Origin of the sequence: Clostridium sp. 1001270J_160509_D11, assembly GCF_015667935.1 — a bacterium.
In the GTDB taxonomy this organism is placed as follows: domain Bacteria; phylum Bacillota; class Clostridia; order Peptostreptococcales; family Peptostreptococcaceae; genus Intestinibacter.
The window spans coordinates 1-16,758 of record NZ_JADPET010000055.1 but is presented as its reverse complement, the minus strand read 5'-3'; the positions used below and the strand labels follow the sequence as shown (position 1 = coordinate 16,758).

Annotated in this window: 17 protein-coding genes; all 17 read right to left on the bottom strand. The window is 28.5% G+C overall.

The genetic code is table 11. The features are described 5' to 3' along the window. Positions 1-465: 465 nt before the first annotated feature. The gene (locus tag I4U58_RS06940; RefSeq protein ID WP_195930344.1) at positions 466-2,070 is read right to left on the bottom strand and encodes a glycine betaine ABC transporter substrate-binding protein; all 1,605 of its coding nucleotides are present in this window, start codon (positions 2,068-2,070) and stop codon (positions 466-468) included. Further along, on the bottom strand, positions 2,063-3,199 hold the full coding sequence (locus I4U58_RS06935; RefSeq protein WP_195930342.1) for an ABC transporter ATP-binding protein: 1,137 nt from the start codon (positions 3,197-3,199) through the stop codon (positions 2,063-2,065). The genes I4U58_RS06940 and I4U58_RS06935 overlap by 8 nt, the downstream gene beginning before the upstream one ends. Positions 3,200-3,485: 286 nt before the next feature. Further along, positions 3,486-4,151, bottom strand: coding sequence for an AIM24 family protein (locus I4U58_RS06930; RefSeq protein WP_195930341.1), 666 nt, complete (start codon positions 4,149-4,151; stop codon positions 3,486-3,488). A 40-nt stretch (positions 4,152-4,191) separates the two neighbouring features. Next, positions 4,192-5,268, bottom strand: a complete 1,077-nt coding sequence (ispG, locus tag I4U58_RS06925) for a flavodoxin-dependent (E)-4-hydroxy-3-methylbut-2-enyl-diphosphate synthase (protein ID WP_195930340.1) — start codon at positions 5,266-5,268, stop codon at positions 4,192-4,194. Between the two features lie 44 nt (positions 5,269-5,312). Further along, complete coding sequence (gene rseP, locus I4U58_RS06920) at positions 5,313-6,419, bottom strand: RIP metalloprotease RseP (RefSeq protein ID WP_195930339.1); 1,107 nt, start codon at positions 6,417-6,419, stop codon at positions 5,313-5,315. A gap of 12 nt (positions 6,420-6,431) precedes the next feature. Beyond that, the gene (locus tag I4U58_RS06915; RefSeq protein WP_195930338.1) at positions 6,432-7,583 is read right to left on the bottom strand and encodes a 1-deoxy-D-xylulose-5-phosphate reductoisomerase; all 1,152 of its coding nucleotides are present in this window, start codon (positions 7,581-7,583) and stop codon (positions 6,432-6,434) included. A gap of 253 nt (positions 7,584-7,836) precedes the next feature. Next, a complete protein-coding gene (locus I4U58_RS06910) occupies positions 7,837-8,616 on the bottom strand; it encodes a phosphatidate cytidylyltransferase (protein WP_195930337.1) in 780 nt (259 codons plus the stop codon). 11 nt (positions 8,617-8,627) lie between these two features. Next, positions 8,628-9,359 carry an isoprenyl transferase gene (locus I4U58_RS06905; protein WP_195930336.1) on the bottom strand — a complete coding sequence of 244 codons (732 nt, stop codon included), beginning with the start codon at positions 9,357-9,359 and terminating at the stop codon, positions 8,628-8,630. A 28-nt stretch (positions 9,360-9,387) separates the two neighbouring features. Further along, a complete protein-coding gene (locus I4U58_RS06900; protein WP_195930335.1) occupies positions 9,388-9,591 on the bottom strand; it encodes a hypothetical protein in 204 nt (67 codons plus the stop codon). 2 nt (positions 9,592-9,593) lie between these two features. Then, complete coding sequence (gene frr, locus I4U58_RS06895; protein ID WP_195930334.1) at positions 9,594-10,148, bottom strand: ribosome recycling factor; 555 nt, start codon at positions 10,146-10,148, stop codon at positions 9,594-9,596. 26 nt (positions 10,149-10,174) lie between these two features. Further along, positions 10,175-10,879: a UMP kinase gene (gene pyrH, locus I4U58_RS06890; RefSeq protein ID WP_195930332.1), complete on the bottom strand. Its 705-nt coding sequence runs from the start codon at positions 10,877-10,879 to the stop codon at positions 10,175-10,177. 95 nt (positions 10,880-10,974) lie between these two features. Next, a complete protein-coding gene (tsf, locus tag I4U58_RS06885; RefSeq protein ID WP_195930330.1) occupies positions 10,975-11,886 on the bottom strand; it encodes a translation elongation factor Ts in 912 nt (303 codons plus the stop codon). Positions 11,887-12,015: 129 nt separating this feature from the next. Beyond that, positions 12,016-12,741, bottom strand: coding sequence for a 30S ribosomal protein S2 (rpsB, locus tag I4U58_RS06880; protein ID WP_195930328.1), 726 nt, complete (start codon positions 12,739-12,741; stop codon positions 12,016-12,018). 259 nt (positions 12,742-13,000) lie between these two features. Beyond that, a complete protein-coding gene (locus I4U58_RS06875) occupies positions 13,001-14,194 on the bottom strand; it encodes a D-alanyl-D-alanine carboxypeptidase family protein (RefSeq protein ID WP_207743842.1) in 1,194 nt (397 codons plus the stop codon). Positions 14,195-14,308: 114 nt separating this feature from the next. Continuing rightward, a complete protein-coding gene (locus tag I4U58_RS06870; RefSeq protein ID WP_195930324.1) occupies positions 14,309-15,343 on the bottom strand; it encodes a potassium channel family protein in 1,035 nt (344 codons plus the stop codon). A 339-nt stretch (positions 15,344-15,682) separates the two neighbouring features. Then, positions 15,683-16,027 (bottom strand): hypothetical protein, encoded by a 345-nt coding sequence (locus I4U58_RS06865; RefSeq protein WP_195930322.1) that lies wholly within the window; start codon positions 16,025-16,027, stop codon positions 15,683-15,685. A gap of 25 nt (positions 16,028-16,052) precedes the next feature. Next, on the bottom strand, positions 16,053-16,758 hold a 706-nt coding region (locus I4U58_RS06860; protein ID WP_207743841.1), incomplete at its 5' end, for a hypothetical protein.

Genomic DNA, 16,758 nt, shown 5'->3' with positions numbered 1-16,758 from the left:
ATAATTTTCTAAGTTAGAGATATTTTAATTTCTTTAATTAGAATCGAAAAAATTAAGCTATTTATACCTACCAGAAAAGTTTGTTCTAATCTGAAAGGAAACTAGTGATATAAAACTACTTTATTTAATGATTTAAGATTTCACAACTTTTCTTTTAGTTTAAAGACTATCAGAAAAGTTTTTTAATTTTAAATAAAAGCTTATACTCATAAAAAAAATTTACTGCGTTCATGGCGCCAACGACTTTATCCGTTGCTTAAGTTAAAATGTAGATTTATTATCTTAATTTTTATCGAATAAATATACCTCAAAGAAAATTATAATTTTGCACATAAAAATTTAAACCTTTGAATAACTAACTAAAAAAAGTTGCCAATTAACTTTAATTAATTGACAACTTATTTTTTTGCTATAAGTAAGTTATATATTATTTATTTTATGTTTACGTCCTTATAATACATATGATTATTCTTTAATTAATTTTTGTTCTACTAAAAAGTCATGTGCTACTTTTTCTGGTGATTGACCTAATTCGTCTACTTTATAGTTAAGATTAATCATTGTTTTTTCATCTATTTTTCCTGCTAATTTATTAATTACTTTTTCTACATCTGGATATTTTTCTATTATGTCTTGGTTTACTATTGGTACTGCATAATATGGTGGGAAGTAGTTTTTATCATCTTCTAATACTCTTAATTTGAATTTTTCTAAAAGCCCATCTGTTGAAAAAGCATCTATTACTTGTGCTTTTCCGCTTGTTAAAGCTTGATATCTTAAAGAACCATCCATAGATTTTACAGCTTTAAATTTCATGTTATAAGTTTTTGTAAGACCTGGTAAACCGTCTTCTCTATTTTCAAATGCTAATGTTGGCGAAAATACAAATTCATCTGAGTATTTAGTTAAATCAGAATAAGTTTTTATATTGTATTTTTCTGCCACATCTTCTTCCATAGCTAATGTATATGTGTTGTTATATCCCAATGGATCTAATAATTGTAAGTCGTAATTTTTAAGCGCACTTTCTTTTACATGGTTATATACATCGTCAGCAGTTCCCTCTGGTTGTTCTTTCATTATATTTACTAATATTGTTCCTGTATAATCTACACAAACATCTACTTCTTTTTCAACCATAGAATTCCAAAGTACACTTGTTCCAAGGTTCATCTTTCTTTCGATATTATAATCAGTATATTCTTCTAATAAATCTGCATAAATATTTCCAAGTATAAGTTGTTCAGTATAATCTTTAGAACCTACAACTATAGTTTCTTTTTGGGCGAAACTTGAGAAGAAGTATCTACCACAACCTATAAAAATAATTACTAGAGCTGTAGCTACTCCTATAACTTTTCTTCTTCTAGCTTTATATTTAGGGTCTCTATATTCTTTAGGATTTTTAGCATGTCTGCTTCTCTTACTTTTACTTGTACTTATTCCGTCTGGAATTGCAACTACTTCTATTTTAGAGAATACAAAATCAACGCATAAAGCTAATATACACGCAGGTATAGCTCCTGCTAAAATCATAGTATTATTTACAGTTTGTACCCCTGAAAATACTAAATATCCAAGTCCACCAGCTCCGACAAATGCTGATAAAGTCATAAGACCTACCGCAGATACTGCTGATATTCTTACCCCAGCCATAATTATAGGTAGTGCAAGCGGAAGTTGAATTTTAAAAAGTATTTGTCTAGGAGTTAGTCCTATTCCTGTCGCAGATTCTAATATTCCTGAATCAATACCGGTAATACCAGTGCTCGTGTTTTTTACTATAGGAAGTAGAGAATAAAGCACTACCATAAATATAGCAGGCGTACTACCTATCCCTAATACAGGTACTAATAGTCCTAGAAATGCCATTGATGGCACTGCTTGTACTATATTGATAAATCCTAATACATATTTTCTAACCGATTTACAATGAGCTATAAATATACCAAGAGGAATACCTATAATTATAGCCAGGACTATGGCTATAATTGTCAATTCAACATGTTGTAATAATAAGCTCAATATCTTTGATTTCTCGCTGACTAAATAATTCATAAAACTAGTCAAGGATACTCACCTCCATTTCCAAGAATTGTTCACTTAAAACAGAAAGTAAACTACTTCTTGTTATCAAACCTACCAACTGTCTATCCTTTGAAACTACGGGTATATGACCTACATTCTCTTTATTCATAATATTTAGGATTTCAATTAAATTGCAATCATCGTAAATAAATAAAGGATTTTTATTCATTACTTTATATATATAATAATCTTGAATTCCGTTTTGTCTTAATTCTTTTACTGTCAAAATTCCAACTAATAAATTATTTTTATCAGTTACTAATATACTATCGACTTTGTTTGTTCTCATTATTTCCATAACTTGTATAACTGTTCTAGTCTCAATTGCTTTTACAGGATTTTTTATCATTATGTCTTTAGCTTTTATATATTCTGGAGCACTCCACAATCTATCACTTCCAATAAAGTCTTTTACAAAGTTATTTACTGGATGTTTTAATAAATTTTCTGCTGTATCATATTGCTGTATTTTTCCCCCTTGCATAATACAGATTTTATCAGCTAATTTTAAGGCTTCATCCATATCATGAGTTACAAATATAATCGTCTTTTTAAGTTCTTGTTGCAGTTCATAAAGCCACTCTTGAAGTTGTGTTCTTGTGATTGGGTCTAATGCACTAAAAGGTTCATCCATTAAAATTATATCTGCATCTGTTGCAATCGCTCTTATAACACCTATTCTTTGTTGCTGACCACCACTCAATTCACTAGGGTATTTATATAGAAATTCATCTGGGTCAAGTCCTACCATTTTTATAAGTCTTTCTGTATTGTCACTTATTTCTTGTTCAGTTTTTTCGCCCTTTAATTTTGGAATTAATTCGATATTTTCTTTTATAGTTAGATGAGGAAATAGGCCTATATTTTGGATTACATAACCTATATTTCTTCTTAATTTGATTGGATCTTCTTTTGATATCGCTTTCCCATCTATATATATTTCACCACTTGTAGGCTCAATAAGTTTATTTATTAGTTTTAATGTGGTGGTTTTACCACACCCACTGGGCCCTATTAAAACTACAAAACTTCCACTTTCAATAGTTAGGGATATATTATCAAGTATAACTTTTTCACCTGCAGTTTTCACAATATTCTTAATTTCAATCATATTTTCGCCCCCCTTTTACAACTTATATATACAATATAAGTTGTTATTAATATAATGATATCATATTATAAGTTTTCTAACAATTACATTTTTGTAACTTTTTGTGTATCACTTTTTATCTTTTTCTTTATATAAAATATAATAATACAGAATTATTACATGAATATTAATAATTAGAAAATATTTCCATTAAGTTTCATTTTAAAATTAGTTATAAAAATACCCTATACAGTTAGACAACTTTATGTCTTTGTATAGGGTATTTATTTATAAATTATATTTTATTTTAGTCTACTGCAATATTTAGCCCTGATAATCTCTCTGATGGTTGAATTATGACAAGTTGTCCTGGCTCATTAAATTGCAGGTGATATGATTCACCTGATGCTTGACCTATTAAGTTTTTCCATGACAATTGTGCAACCTTAGCTTCTGGCTTTCTTCCTGTCCATGCTACTATTGCATCTGGATCTACACAACAAGGTGCTTCAATTATAAGAGGGTTTCCATCTGTTATAATCGCTACATCTTGTACTGAATTTGTATTATTTTTTAAATAGGTAGAAAATAATCCTCTTTGAGATATTACTCCAGAACCTACAAATGTTGTAGAGTATGTAAGCTCTTCTGTAAATGCTAATAGATTTTCACTTTCTACATTTATTGAATCCCCTGGCTCTAAATGAACAACATCTACATGATATGCATTTTCTGCTAAGTAAACTTCGCCTTGTCCTTCAACAGACATGATAGGCATATTTTCACCTGTTATTCTTCTTTGTAGATGTCCAAATAAAGCCCCTCCTAGACCTCCTCCATTATTAGGTCCTAGTAATAGCTTTTCAAATCTAAAATCGCCCTTAAAAGCGACCATAGCGCCTTTTTTAGCATAGAATCTTCCACTACCTTTAGCTATACACATTAGCTCATTAGTTACATCGAATTTAATCATAAAATTCCCCCTGATTTGTTGATAAATTGATTAACATCATTTATTTATCTTCTTTATTATCTTCGAAATTTTCTATTTCTTCCATTAATGTTTGTACTAACTTATCTCCGGCAACTTTTTTAACTATTTCACCTTTTTTAAATAGTATTCCTTGGCCATTTCCTCCGGCTATACCAATATCAGCTTCTCTAGCCTCTCCTGGACCATTTACGACACATCCCATGATAGCAACTGTCATATTTTTATTTAAATCTTGTATTTTTTCTTCTACTTCGTTTGCAATTTCTATTAAATTTATATTGCATCTACCACAAGTCGGACAAGATACTATTTTTATTTTGTCGTTTAATAAATTTAAACTTCTTAGTATGTCTTTTCCTACTTTAACTTCTTCTACAGGGTCTCCTGTAAGTGATATTCTCATAGTATCTCCTATTCCTTTTAGAAGTAGAGAACCTATCCCTATTGAAGATTTAATTGTTCCAGCTCTAACTCCTCCAGCTTCTGTTATACCTATATGAAGTGGATAGTCTACCTTTTGGCTCATAAGCTCATATGCTTCTACAGCTGTGTATATGTTTGAAGATTTTAATGATATAACTATATTATGAAAATCTAAATCTTCAAGTATTTTTATATGCCCCATAGCACTTTCAACTAATGCTTCTGGTGTTGGAGAGCCGTATTTTTTAAGAAGTTCTTTTTCAAGTGAACCTCCATTTACACCTATTCTTATTTTTAAATCTCTTTCCTTACATTTTTCAACTACAGCTCTTACTCTTTCTATGCTTCCGATATTTCCTGGGTTTATTCTTATCCCATCTATACCTTGTTCAATAGCTTCTAGAGCTAATCTATAGTCAAAATGTATATCTGCAATTATAGGTATATTTACCTGCTCTTTTATTTTTGATATGCATTTTGCTGCATCCATATCTACAACAGCGACCCTAACTATATCGCATCCAGCTTCTTCAAGCCTTTTTATTTGTGCTACTGTCTTTTCAACATCTCTTGTGTCTGTATTAGTCATAGATTGAACAGAAATTGGATTATTTCCTCCAATTTTCACATCCCCAACTCTGACTTCTCTAGTAATTTTTCTTTTGTAACTCATAGTTCACCTTCTATTTTGATTAGAATAATTGTAATCACATATAATTAGAATAATCTTAAAATATCTTTATATGTTATAAATAGCATAAATGCCATCAGTACACTCATACCTACTATATTTATCATAGCTTCTTTACTTGGGTCTAGTTTTTTACCACCTCTTAAAGCTTCTATTAATAATAAAAGTAGTCTACCACCATCTAAGGCAGGGAATGGAACTAAGTTCATAATTCCTAAGTTTAAACTTATTACTGCACCTAGATATAATAAATTAGTTATACCCATTTTAGCTGCATCTGAAACCATACCTATTACTCCAACTGGTCCAGCGACAGAATTTGATATTCCTCCTGCAACTCTACCTGTAACTAATTGTCCTAAGAACTCAACCATTTGAACAGTTATGTCCCATGTTGTAGTCAAGGCAGTTGTAAATGATTTAATTATATTTTTTGTTCTATCAAAAGTTATACCGATTATATATGTTTTAGTATCTTTATTGTATGTAGGATTAATATCGAATTTAATTTCTTTATTGTCTCTTTCTACTACTATACTTATTTTTTCACCTTTAGAAGATGATATTATATTTGTTATATCTGTAGATGAGTTTACAGTTTGACCATTTACAGATTTGATTTCATCTCCTACTTTTATTCCTACTTCTTGGGCAGGAGCATTATCTACTAATGTCCCTACTTTTGTTGTAGGAATACCTATCATTAAAAATAAGGCTACTAAAAAACCTATACAACCTAAGAAGTTAAAAAATGGTCCTGCAAATATTATACTTGCTCTTTGTAAGATTGTTTTTTCTGCAAAAGAACCTTCATTTACTGTATCTTCATCAGAATGTCCATCTTTATCTTCTATGTCTTCGTTGTCTATTATTAAAGTCTTACCTGAATTTTCTTCATCTTCTTCAGATCTATCGAAACCGTCTTCTTCACCTTCCATGCTTACATAACCACCGATTGGTAAAACCCTAAGTGAATACTCAGTTCCGTTTTTTTCTTTACTATAGATTTTAGGTCCCATCCCGATTGAAAACTCATGGACAGTTACACCATTTTTCTTTGCTAATAAAAAATGTCCAAATTCATGTATTAGGATGATTATCCCAAATAATAATAATGCAATTACTATTGTCATATATTCACCTTCCTATTTTAGTAAATCATTTATATAACTTCTAGTCCATCTATCAACTTCTAAGATATCATCTAACTTTGGATTTAATATACTATTATGAGCATCTAAAGATTTTTCTATATAATAAGGTATATCATAAAATCCAATTTGGTCTTTTAGAAACTTCTCAACAAGCACTTCATTAGAAGCATTTAATACTGTTAAATATGTTTTTCCCTCTTTTAAAGCATCATATGCTAATTTTAAACATGGGAATGTATTCATATCTGGTTCTTCAAATGTAAGAGTACTTAGTTTTTTGAAATCGATTCTTTCAAAATTACTATGTATTCTATCTGGGTATGTAAGCGCATATTCAATAGCAAGTCTCATATCTGGCATAGATAACTGAGCTATCACAGATGTATCTATATATTCAACCATAGAATGTATTATACTTTGTGGATGCACAACTACATCTATATCCTTATGATCTACATCAAATAACCATTTTGCTTCGATTACCTCAAGCCCTTTATTCATTAAAGTAGAAGAATCTATGCTTATTTTTTGACCCATGCTCCAATTAGGATGTTTTAATGCTTCGTTTTTTGTAACATGTAGTAAATCTTCTTTTTTCTTTCCTCTAAATGGACCTCCAGAAGCTGTTAATATAAGTTTACTTACTTGTTTTTTATTTTCTCCATTTAAACATTGGAATATAGCCGAATGTTCACTGTCTACAGGTAGTATTTTTACTCCATTTTCCTCAGCGGCCTTCATAACTATTTCCCCAGCTGTTACAAGTGTTTCCTTGTTTGCTAAAGCTATATCCTTTTTATGTTCTATTGCTTTCATAGTCGGTATAAGACCAATCATACCAACTAATGCTGTCAATACTATATCTACTTCATCTAGTGTAGATATTTTTACAAGACCGTCTATAGAATCTAGTATTTCTATTTCTATGTCTTTTGGTATCATAGTTTTTAATTTTTCTGCACTTTCTCTTTCATATAGTACAGCATATTTTGGTTTAAATTCTAAAATTTGTTCTAATATTAAATCTACACTTCTATTTGCAGATATAGCTACTACTTCAAATTTATCTCTATTTTGTCTAATTACATCTAACGTCTGTGTTCCTATAGATCCAGTCGAACCTAGTAATGTAATCTTTTTCATATTCATTCACCTCATTCCCTTATAATAAACAATTAATTATACAAATGTATTATATCATTATTTTATTTTGAATATATTAAATTTTTGTTATAATATTATTGCTATAATTTAATATGTTCAGTCTAAAAAAAATTATAATACTTTGTTTAAAAAGCAACAATATATTTGTATTTAAAATCTGTATAATTTAATTATTTTAAATCATTTTTCCCTATACGAGATAAAAGCTGCCTCAAAAAGTTTGAGCCAGCTTTTATTTAATAAAAAGTATTATGGCACTATAAACAAATGGTGCAACAAGGATTACACTATCAAATCTATCTAATATTCCACCATGTCCTGGTATTAAATTACCATAATCTTTTATTCCTACATATCTTTTTATTGAAGATGCAAATAAATCCCCAATTTGTGCGATTATACTTCCTATACTCCCAATTACTATCATCATTACTATATCTAATTTAAATATGTATCCAAATATTAAGCAACATATTGTACTTCCAAGTATACCACCTATACTTCCTTCTATTGTTTTTTTAGGACTTACATTTGGTATAAGCTTGTGTTTTCCAAATAAATATCCTGAAAAATACGCAAAAGTATCAGTAATAAATGATATTATAAATACAAGCCAAACTAATTTTTTACCATCTACAAAACCATCCATAGTTAGTACTATAAAGTCTATAAGAACTCCAACATAAAAAATGCCGAAAAATGTTACTACTATATCCATAATATTTCTTTTACATTGTAACATAGGTATAATAGAACATATAAATAAAATAAACATCACTATATAAGTGTAGTTCATTCTTAAACCGAAACAGTTTTTTATAAATAAGTAAAATGCAAATATATATCCTAAGCTAAATATTGGATTAATTTGTTTAACTTTAAAGGCTTTATAAAATTCATTAATCGCTATTGAAATAATTATAAATTCGCCTATATATAGAGGTAATCCACCCAAAATAACTAATAGTAATAATGGAACTAAGGCTAGCCCTGCTAAAATTCTGGTTTTCATAAAGACACTCCTTATTTAAGTCCCCCAAATCTCCTATCTCTGTTTTGATATGCATATATAGCTCTTTGAAGCTCTTTTTCATCAAAATCAGGCCAATATACATCAGTAAAATACAACTCAGCATAAGCTAGTTCCCAAAGCAAGAAATTGCTCAATCTTTGTTCCCCACTTGTTCTTATAACTAAATCTGGGTCTGGAAGCGACTTAGTACTTAGATAATTTTTTATAGTTTCTTCTGTTATACTTTCAGAATCTAACGTATGATTTTCAATATCTCTAGAAATTTGTTTAACTGCCTCTGTGATATCATATCGACCACCATAATTTAAAGCTAAGTTTAAATTTGGTCCATCGTTATCTTTTGTCAATTCCATAGCTCTTTTTAGCTCGTCTAAGCACGACTTTGGTAATTTTTCTATATCTCCAATAGCTGTTAATTTTACATTATTTATATTTAATTCTTCTACTTCTTTTTTCAAATAACTTTGTAATAATGTCATTAGAGTTTCTACTTCTAGTGCTGGTCTTTTCCAGTTTTCTGTAGAAAAAGTATATAATGTAACATGTTTTATACCTAATCTTTTACATTCTGTTATAACTTTTCTAACTGTTTCAACGCCTGCTTTATGTCCAGCTGTTCTAGGTAAAAATCTTTTCTTTGCCCATCTTCCATTACCGTCCATTATGATTGCAATGTGTTTAGGCAAGTTATTTATATCTATATCAAAAAACATATTGTCCATATTTTCTCTCCAATACAATTTCTGACTCCTATAATAAGGAGTCAGAAAAATAAGTTACAATTAATTCTATACTATTTTCCTTTTGAGAAATTTTTATAACTCTAGGAATTATAAGTTTCTCTTTATCTTTTCTTCCTCGGATCTCTGTAATAGTATATTTAATATTTTCATTCTCAAAAAATGTTTTTACCTCATCTAGATGAAGTCCTAATAGTCTATTGTATTCTTTCAAGATTATACCGCCATTATATCTTTTTCTTTTGCAGCTAATAATACATCTATTTCTTTAGTATATTTATCAGTTAATTTTTGAACGTCGTCTTGACCTCTTTTTAATTCGTCTTCAGTTATTTCGCCGTCTTTTTGCATTTTTTTAAGTTTATCGTTAGCGTCTCTTCTTTCGTTTCTTATTCTAACTTTGAATTCTTCAGAAGCTTTTTTAGCTTGTTTAGTTAACTCTATTCTTCTTTCTTCTGTTAAAGCTGGTATGTTTAATCTTATAACATCACCATCGTTAGTTGGGTTAAGACCTAAATCAGAGTTCATTATTGCTTTTTCTATGTCTTTCATTGCACTTTTGTCCCATGGGTTTATAAGAAGAGTTCTTGGTTCAGGAACAGATATAGAACCTACTTGGTTTATTGGTGTTGGTGTTCCATAGTAATCCACTCTTATTTTATCTAACATTTGTGCATTTGCTCTACCTGCTCTTATTGTTGAAAATTCAAATTTAAGAGCTTCGATAGTCTTGTCCATTTGTGCTTGTAATTTTTTTTGTAATTCTTTCATATTACTTCCTCCTAATTTTTATTAAATTATTCTACAGTTGTCCCTATATTTTCTCCATATACTGCTCTTAATATATTCTCCGTAGTAAGCTTAAATACCTTTATTGGAATGTTATTATCCATACATAAAGATGTAGCTGTTGAGTCCATAACTTTAAGCTCTCTTTGTATAACATCAAGATAAGTTAATTGGTCAAATTTTACTGCATCTGCATGTACTTTTGGATCTTTGTCATATACACCATCTACGTTTTTAGCTAGTAATATAACTTCTGATTCCATTTCTGCCGCTCTTAATGCCGCTGCTGTATCTGTTGAGAAGTATGGATTTCCAGTTCCTGCGCCAAATATTACAACTCTTTCCTTTTCTAAATGTCTTACAGCTTTTCTTCTGATATAAGGTTCTGCTATTTGTCTCATTTCTATAGCTGTTTGAACTCTAGTTGCTACGTCCATATTTTCTAGAGCATCTTGTAAAGCCATAGCATTCATAACTGTAGCTAGCATTCCTATGTAGTCTGCTGTTGTTCTGTCCATTCCTTCAGAAGTTCTACCTCTCCAGAAGTTTCCTCCTCCAACAACTACTGCTACTTCTACACCTATTTCTCTTATTTTTTTGATAGCTACTGCGATTTCGTTAACAACTTCGTTGTTTATTCCAATACCTCTATCTCCAGCTAAAGCTTCCCCACTTAGTTTTAATAATACTCTTTTGTATTTTGGTTTATCCATAGAAATCCTCCTAAACGTATATTTTACTAATTAAAATTTAAAGTTTTGGTACTTACAAAAAAGAGAACACGTAAGTGTTCTCTTTTGGTCGTCGATTATTTAAGTTGCTTAGCAACTTCTTCTGCAAAGTTTTCTTCTTTCTTTTCTATACCTTCGCCAACTTCGAATCTTACAACTCTACCAACTTTTATGTCACTACCAACATTTTTAGCTACATCAGCAACTAATTTTTTGATTGTGAAATCAGAATCTTTAACGAATGTTTGTTCTAATAAGCAAACTTCTTTTAATTCTTTTTCTAATCTACCTTTTATCATTTTTTCTACTATGTTAGCAGGTTTTCCTTCGTTTAATGCTTGTGCAGTTAAAACTTCTGTTTCATGAGCTAAGTATTCAGCATCAACGTCATCTCTTGAAACGTATTTAGGATTCATAGCAGCAACTTGCATAGCTATATCTTTTCCTAATGCTAATACTCTTTCATCTCTAGCGTCAGTTAATAATTCAACTAAAACACCTATTTTACCAGCACCATGTATGTATCCTGATACTTGACCTTCTGAAGTTATAGTTTCGAATCTTCTGAAGTCTAATTTTTCTCCTATTGTAGCTATTCTGTCGTTTAATACGTCTTTTAAAGCTTTACCTTCTGCATGATTTTCTTCTAATAAAGCTTCTATGTCTGTAGCAGTAGTGTTTAATGCCATTTCAGCAGCATCAGCTACGAAAGTTTTGAAATCTTCGTTTTTAGCAACGAAGTCAGTTTCTGAGTTTACTTCTACTACTGTTGCTTTAGTGTTATCGTCGCTTATTTTTATAGCAACTAAACCTTCAGCAGCTACTCTATCAGCTTTTTTAGCAGCTTTAGATAAACCTTTTTCTCTTAATATATCAACAGCTTTGTCCATGTTTCCATCAGCTTCTACTAATGCTTTTTTACAGTCAAGCATTCCAGCTCCAGTGCTGTCTCTTAATTCTTTAACCATTTTAGCAGTTACGTTAGCCATAATTAAATTCCTCCTGTTATCTTAAAAATGGCAAGGAGAAACCTTACCATTAATTTTTTTTAATTATTGAGAAATTGTATTAAAAAATACAATTTCTCGTATCAAAGTTAATTAATATTCTATAAAAGATTATTCTTGTACTTCTTCTGCTTCTTCAACAACTTCTTCTTCTGCACCTTGTCTACCTTCGATTATTGCAGTAGCCATAGCACCAGTTATTAATTTTACAGCTCTTATAGCATCATCATTTCCTGGTATAGCATAATCTAATTCATCTGGGTCGCAGTTAGTGTCAACTATACCAACAACTGGTATACCTAATCTAGCAGCTTCTTGTATAGCTATATTTTCTTTTCTTGGGTCAACTACGAATATAGCACCTGGTAATTCAGGCATTTCTTTTATACCGTTTAAGTTCTTTTCTAATTTTTCTTTTAAAGCTTTTAATTTTATAACTTCTTTTTTAGGAAGAACTTCGAATACACCTTCTTCTTCCATTCTTTCTAATTCTCTTAATTTTTTGATTCTAGTTTGGATAGTTTTGTAGTTAGTTAACATACCACCTAACCATCTTTCGTTTACGTAGAACATTCCACATCTTTCAGCTTCTTCTTTTATAGCTTCTTGAGCTTGTTTTTTAGTTCCTACGAATAAAACTGGTTTACCAGTTTCAGCTACTTCTTTCATGAAGTTGTAAGCTTCTTCAACTTTTTTAACTGTTTTTTGTAAATCTATTATATAGATTCCGTTTCTTTCAGTGAAGATGTATTTAGCCATTTTAGGATTCCATCTTCTTGTTTGATGTCCGAAGTGAACACCAGCTTCTAATAATTGTTTCATTGATATTACTGCCATTTTTACCTCCTGGTTTTATACCTCCGAAATGTTCAACTCCCTAATCGACCATTACTGGCACCTTTTAAGGATCCCATTTTCGTGTGTAATAATTTTGTTTTTTATTTTTTTACCTTCTGTAGTATATCATAAGAAAAAATAAATTTCAATAACTTTAATTTAATATATTTTTATTAATTTATTTCATATTATTTTTTTTATAGAAACCTTTATTTTACTATTATTAAAATACTTTTTTTATCTTATTTTATACTTAAAATTAAAAACCATGCTCTCTTAGAAATATTTTCATTTTATTTTTAAATGTTATTTCTTCTAAGTTATTTTCGCTAATTATATCTAATCTTCCAAGTTCTATTCCATCTGAATTATAGTATTTTATAACTCCCAATGAATCACCCTTTTTAATTGGATAATTTATTTCCTTTAATGTAACTTCACTTTTTATATTTTCATTTTGCTTACAAGTTATATATAGATTGTCTTGAGCTTTTAAGCATACTTCCATTTCTGGTATTCCATATATATATTTTTTACCAATTAGTTGATCTTTTTGAATTATGTTTTTTGTAGCAAAATTTTCTTTGCCATATTTTAAAAGCGACATAGACGCTTGCGTTCTTTTATTTTTATGGTTTGTACCTAAAACAACACCTATAAGTCTATTATCACAATCGCTTTTATTATTTCCTTTATATGTTTTCATTGAAAAGCACAGACAATATCCTGCATTTCCAGTATATCCTGTTTTTACTCCATCAACATCAGGGATTAATTGAAGTAATACATTTGTATTGTTTTTACAAAAGCCCCTTTCTGGATAAGAGTATATTTCTTTATCTGTTATAGATGTTACTTCTTTTTCATAATTATCGAACATATACTTAGCGAGTATAGATATATCTCTTGGTGTAGATATATTTTCCATAGGAGGTTTTGAAGGCTCTTTCAAATTATAAACTGGTAGACCGTTTGGATTTATAAATTTTGTATTTTTCATTCCAAGCTCTTTAGTCTTTTTATTCATAATTTTTACAAAGTCATCTACGCTGCCACCTATATGTTTTGCGATTGCTATTGCCGCATCATTTCCCGATACAATCATAAGTCCATTCATAAGTTCTATAAGAGGTACTTTCTCGCCTACTTTTAATTTATAAGATGAACCTTTTACTTTAGCTATCTCTGCATCTATTTCTATGATGTCATTTTCTTTTACTTTGCCTTCTTTTATAGACTCTATCGCTATTAAAAATGTCATCATCTTACTTAAACTGGCTAAAGGCATTTTTTTATCAGGATTTTTTTCATATAGTGTTCTATTTGTCAATTGATCTATTAATATAGATCCTTTTGAATACCTATCAATATTGTCATAAGCTAGACAAGTATTAAAGGTAAAAATATTTAGGAGTATAGATATCAATAATATTTTTGAAACAAATTTTTTCAAGTCTTTCACCTTCCAAGTTAATAATAAATACTTTATTATTTTTCACAAGGTATGATTTTTTAAGCTAGTAATTATTTACTTACCTTCATTTATTTATCTCAGAGTATTATTAATTTATCTAAACATCCTTTTTATTATTAGTGCAGCCCATGTGCTTTGTATTGTAATACCAATAAAAACTTCAAGACATACTAGAATTTTGCCTATTATGCCATTTATCATCATATCTCCAAAGCCTACTGTTGAGAATGTTATAACCGAAAAATACCAAAACTCAATATACATCTTAAAGATTTCAAATATAGAGTTTATATTTTTAATATTAAATTTTATTATGTCTCCAGATGTAGTTGTGACCCCTATTAACATGTATATAAACGCAAAAATACTTATTATTGATATAATGTATAAAAAAAATTTACTTAAATGCTCACCATATCCCATCAATTCTCTAGCTATATAGTTTAGTATTTTAGATAGTAAGTACTCACCATAGTTTAAAAAATCACTTCTATTTATAGTGTTGTATTTTCTTTCATAATAAGTATAGTATCCTATATTTTTATCATCATGTATTTTTTCAGCTTGTATCTCAGCTATAGTATAGTTTACCTTGCCTATATAGTTGTAGTTTGGAGTATAGTGGCAGTCTTTTAATGTAAATTTAGTTTCTTTTGAAAATGTAATTCCATCTAGCCGAGGTAAATTTATATTTCCAATCAATTCAAAACTTTGGCAGTTTATATTTGTATTTTTAAATATTTTGTTATTTATTATTTTTTCTACAAAATAGTTACTGTTCATAACTAAGTTTGCATTTATAGTAGAATCAAAAAATAATATATCGCCTAAAAACTTGCAATTTAAAAATTCTATTTTCCCATTAAAAATAAAATTAGAGAAATCTACCTTTTTATAAAAAATACAATTTTCAAATTTTAAATAAGTATACTCATATGTTAAGATTTCTTTTATATCAAAATCCTCTTCGAAATGAAACCTTATAAAATCTGTTATCTTTTTCTTTTTAATATAATGTTTAAATAGTATCTTTTCCCTTTTAGTTTTATTGTTTTTATGTAAAATAGATATATGTTCAGATTTTACATGTTCATTATATTCTTTATCATTTTTCGCTTTGTATTTCATATAAGATTAAATTTGGGCAATTATCCTTTCATTGTGATCATTTACAAAAAACTTAAATTTAAACATATTATTATGTCAATAAAGAAACTTTATTTATAGATTTTAAGATTTAGATTTCATTCAATTCATTTTAATAAATTATATTTATAAATAAATATAAAAAATTCGCTTCGCTCATGGCGCCAACGACTACGTCCGTTGCTTTAGTTAATAGGTTAGAAATTATACATTATCCACAAACCAGATAATATATAATTTCCTTAGAATTAAAAAAGGACATATTTATAAAATCGATTTTATAAATATATCCTTTCCTATTTATCTCATTTTTATTCAATATTAGAAATTAGCAATACATAGATATTTCATAAAGAGTTCTTTATATTCTTCGTAATATCTTTCTCTATCATTAAATATTATAGCTAAGTTAAAAATAATATTTCTATCTTTTAAATCTTTTAAATTTTCTCCATCTGCTTTTATATCGTAAATTACTCTATCAAATTTGTCTTTTTTCTTTTTATATAAAGTTGCATTATATATTTTACCACCTTTATTTTTTATAAATTCTATAGCTTCATCTACATGTAAAAGCTCTCTAAAATCTTTATCTTCATTATCTAATATTTCAAATCCAGCTATATTCTTTTTAGAATATAGATACGTTTTATTTATATAGTACATAATATCTCCCCTAATTCACTTAATTTTAAAGACTATTTACTAAAGATAGTTTTTTTAGTATTTTTGAATATCTCTCATCAAATAAATCTATATAGTTATTTTCTTCATCTAATATATACATTATTTTTTCTTTTGAATTAGAAGTTGTAAATACAGCGTATTTTTTGCCTTTTATCTTTACATTAAAAATAGTTGAGTTAAAAAATCTCATTTTACCATTTCTTAATAGATCATTAAACTCATTTATAAGTGAATTTTTAATTATATTCCTTATAAATACCCTTGGATTTTTATCATATATATCTATAAGATGTTTAAATATTTTATTGTCATGTGAAAAAGTATCTATATTTACTATCACCTTATCTTTTGTAAAGTGAAAATAACTATTATAGTCTACAAGTCCCAAACTAACACATGCATCTTCTTTTATATTTTCTAGAAGATAAAGTATCTTATCACTTTTAGTATATAAATTGATTAAATAATTTAAAAAGAAATTTATATAATATTCGTCTTCATATAATAAGATATCTTTTGGAGCATAAATAACTTGATATGAGATAGAATTTAACTCATGAGTACTATATGTAGAAAACTTATCTTCTTCTTTTATAGGCATTTTTATATTTACAACTATGCCTTTATGTTTTAATTTATCTATTTCTTCATTTATTCTCTTTATCATTGTTTTTCTATCTATCATATTAAATACCTGCTTCCAAATTATC

Bases quoted from the DNA above. Each gene is read 5' to 3' on its own strand.
- tsf (WP_195930330.1), bottom strand. From the start codon at position 11,886: ATGGCTAACGTAACTGCTAAAATGGTTAAAGAATTAAGAGACAGCACT.
- ispG (WP_195930340.1), bottom strand. From the start codon at position 5,268: ATGAGTTACAAAAGAAAAATTACTAGAGAAGTCAGAGTTGGGGATGTG.
- rseP (WP_195930339.1), bottom strand. From the start codon at position 6,419: ATGACAATAGTAATTGCATTATTATTATTTGGGATAATCATCCTAATA.
- I4U58_RS06865 (WP_195930322.1), bottom strand. From the start codon at position 16,027: ATGTACTATATAAATAAAACGTATCTATATTCTAAAAAGAATATAGCT.
- I4U58_RS06870 (WP_195930324.1), bottom strand. From the start codon at position 15,343: ATGAAATACAAAGCGAAAAATGATAAAGAATATAATGAACATGTAAAA.
- I4U58_RS06930 (WP_195930341.1), bottom strand. From the start codon at position 4,151: ATGATTAAATTCGATGTAACTAATGAGCTAATGTGTATAGCTAAAGGT.
- I4U58_RS06935 (WP_195930342.1), bottom strand. From the start codon at position 3,199: ATGATTGAAATTAAGAATATTGTGAAAACTGCAGGTGAAAAAGTTATA.
- rpsB (WP_195930328.1), bottom strand. From the start codon at position 12,741: ATGGCAGTAATATCAATGAAACAATTATTAGAAGCTGGTGTTCACTTC.
- I4U58_RS06910 (WP_195930337.1), bottom strand. From the start codon at position 8,616: ATGAAAACCAGAATTTTAGCAGGGCTAGCCTTAGTTCCATTATTACTA.
- I4U58_RS06915 (WP_195930338.1), bottom strand. From the start codon at position 7,583: ATGAAAAAGATTACATTACTAGGTTCGACTGGATCTATAGGAACACAG.
- frr (WP_195930334.1), bottom strand. From the start codon at position 10,148: ATGAAAGAATTACAAAAAAAATTACAAGCACAAATGGACAAGACTATC.
- I4U58_RS06905 (WP_195930336.1), bottom strand. From the start codon at position 9,359: ATGGACAATATGTTTTTTGATATAGATATAAATAACTTGCCTAAACAC.
- pyrH (WP_195930332.1), bottom strand. From the start codon at position 10,879: ATGGATAAACCAAAATACAAAAGAGTATTATTAAAACTAAGTGGGGAA.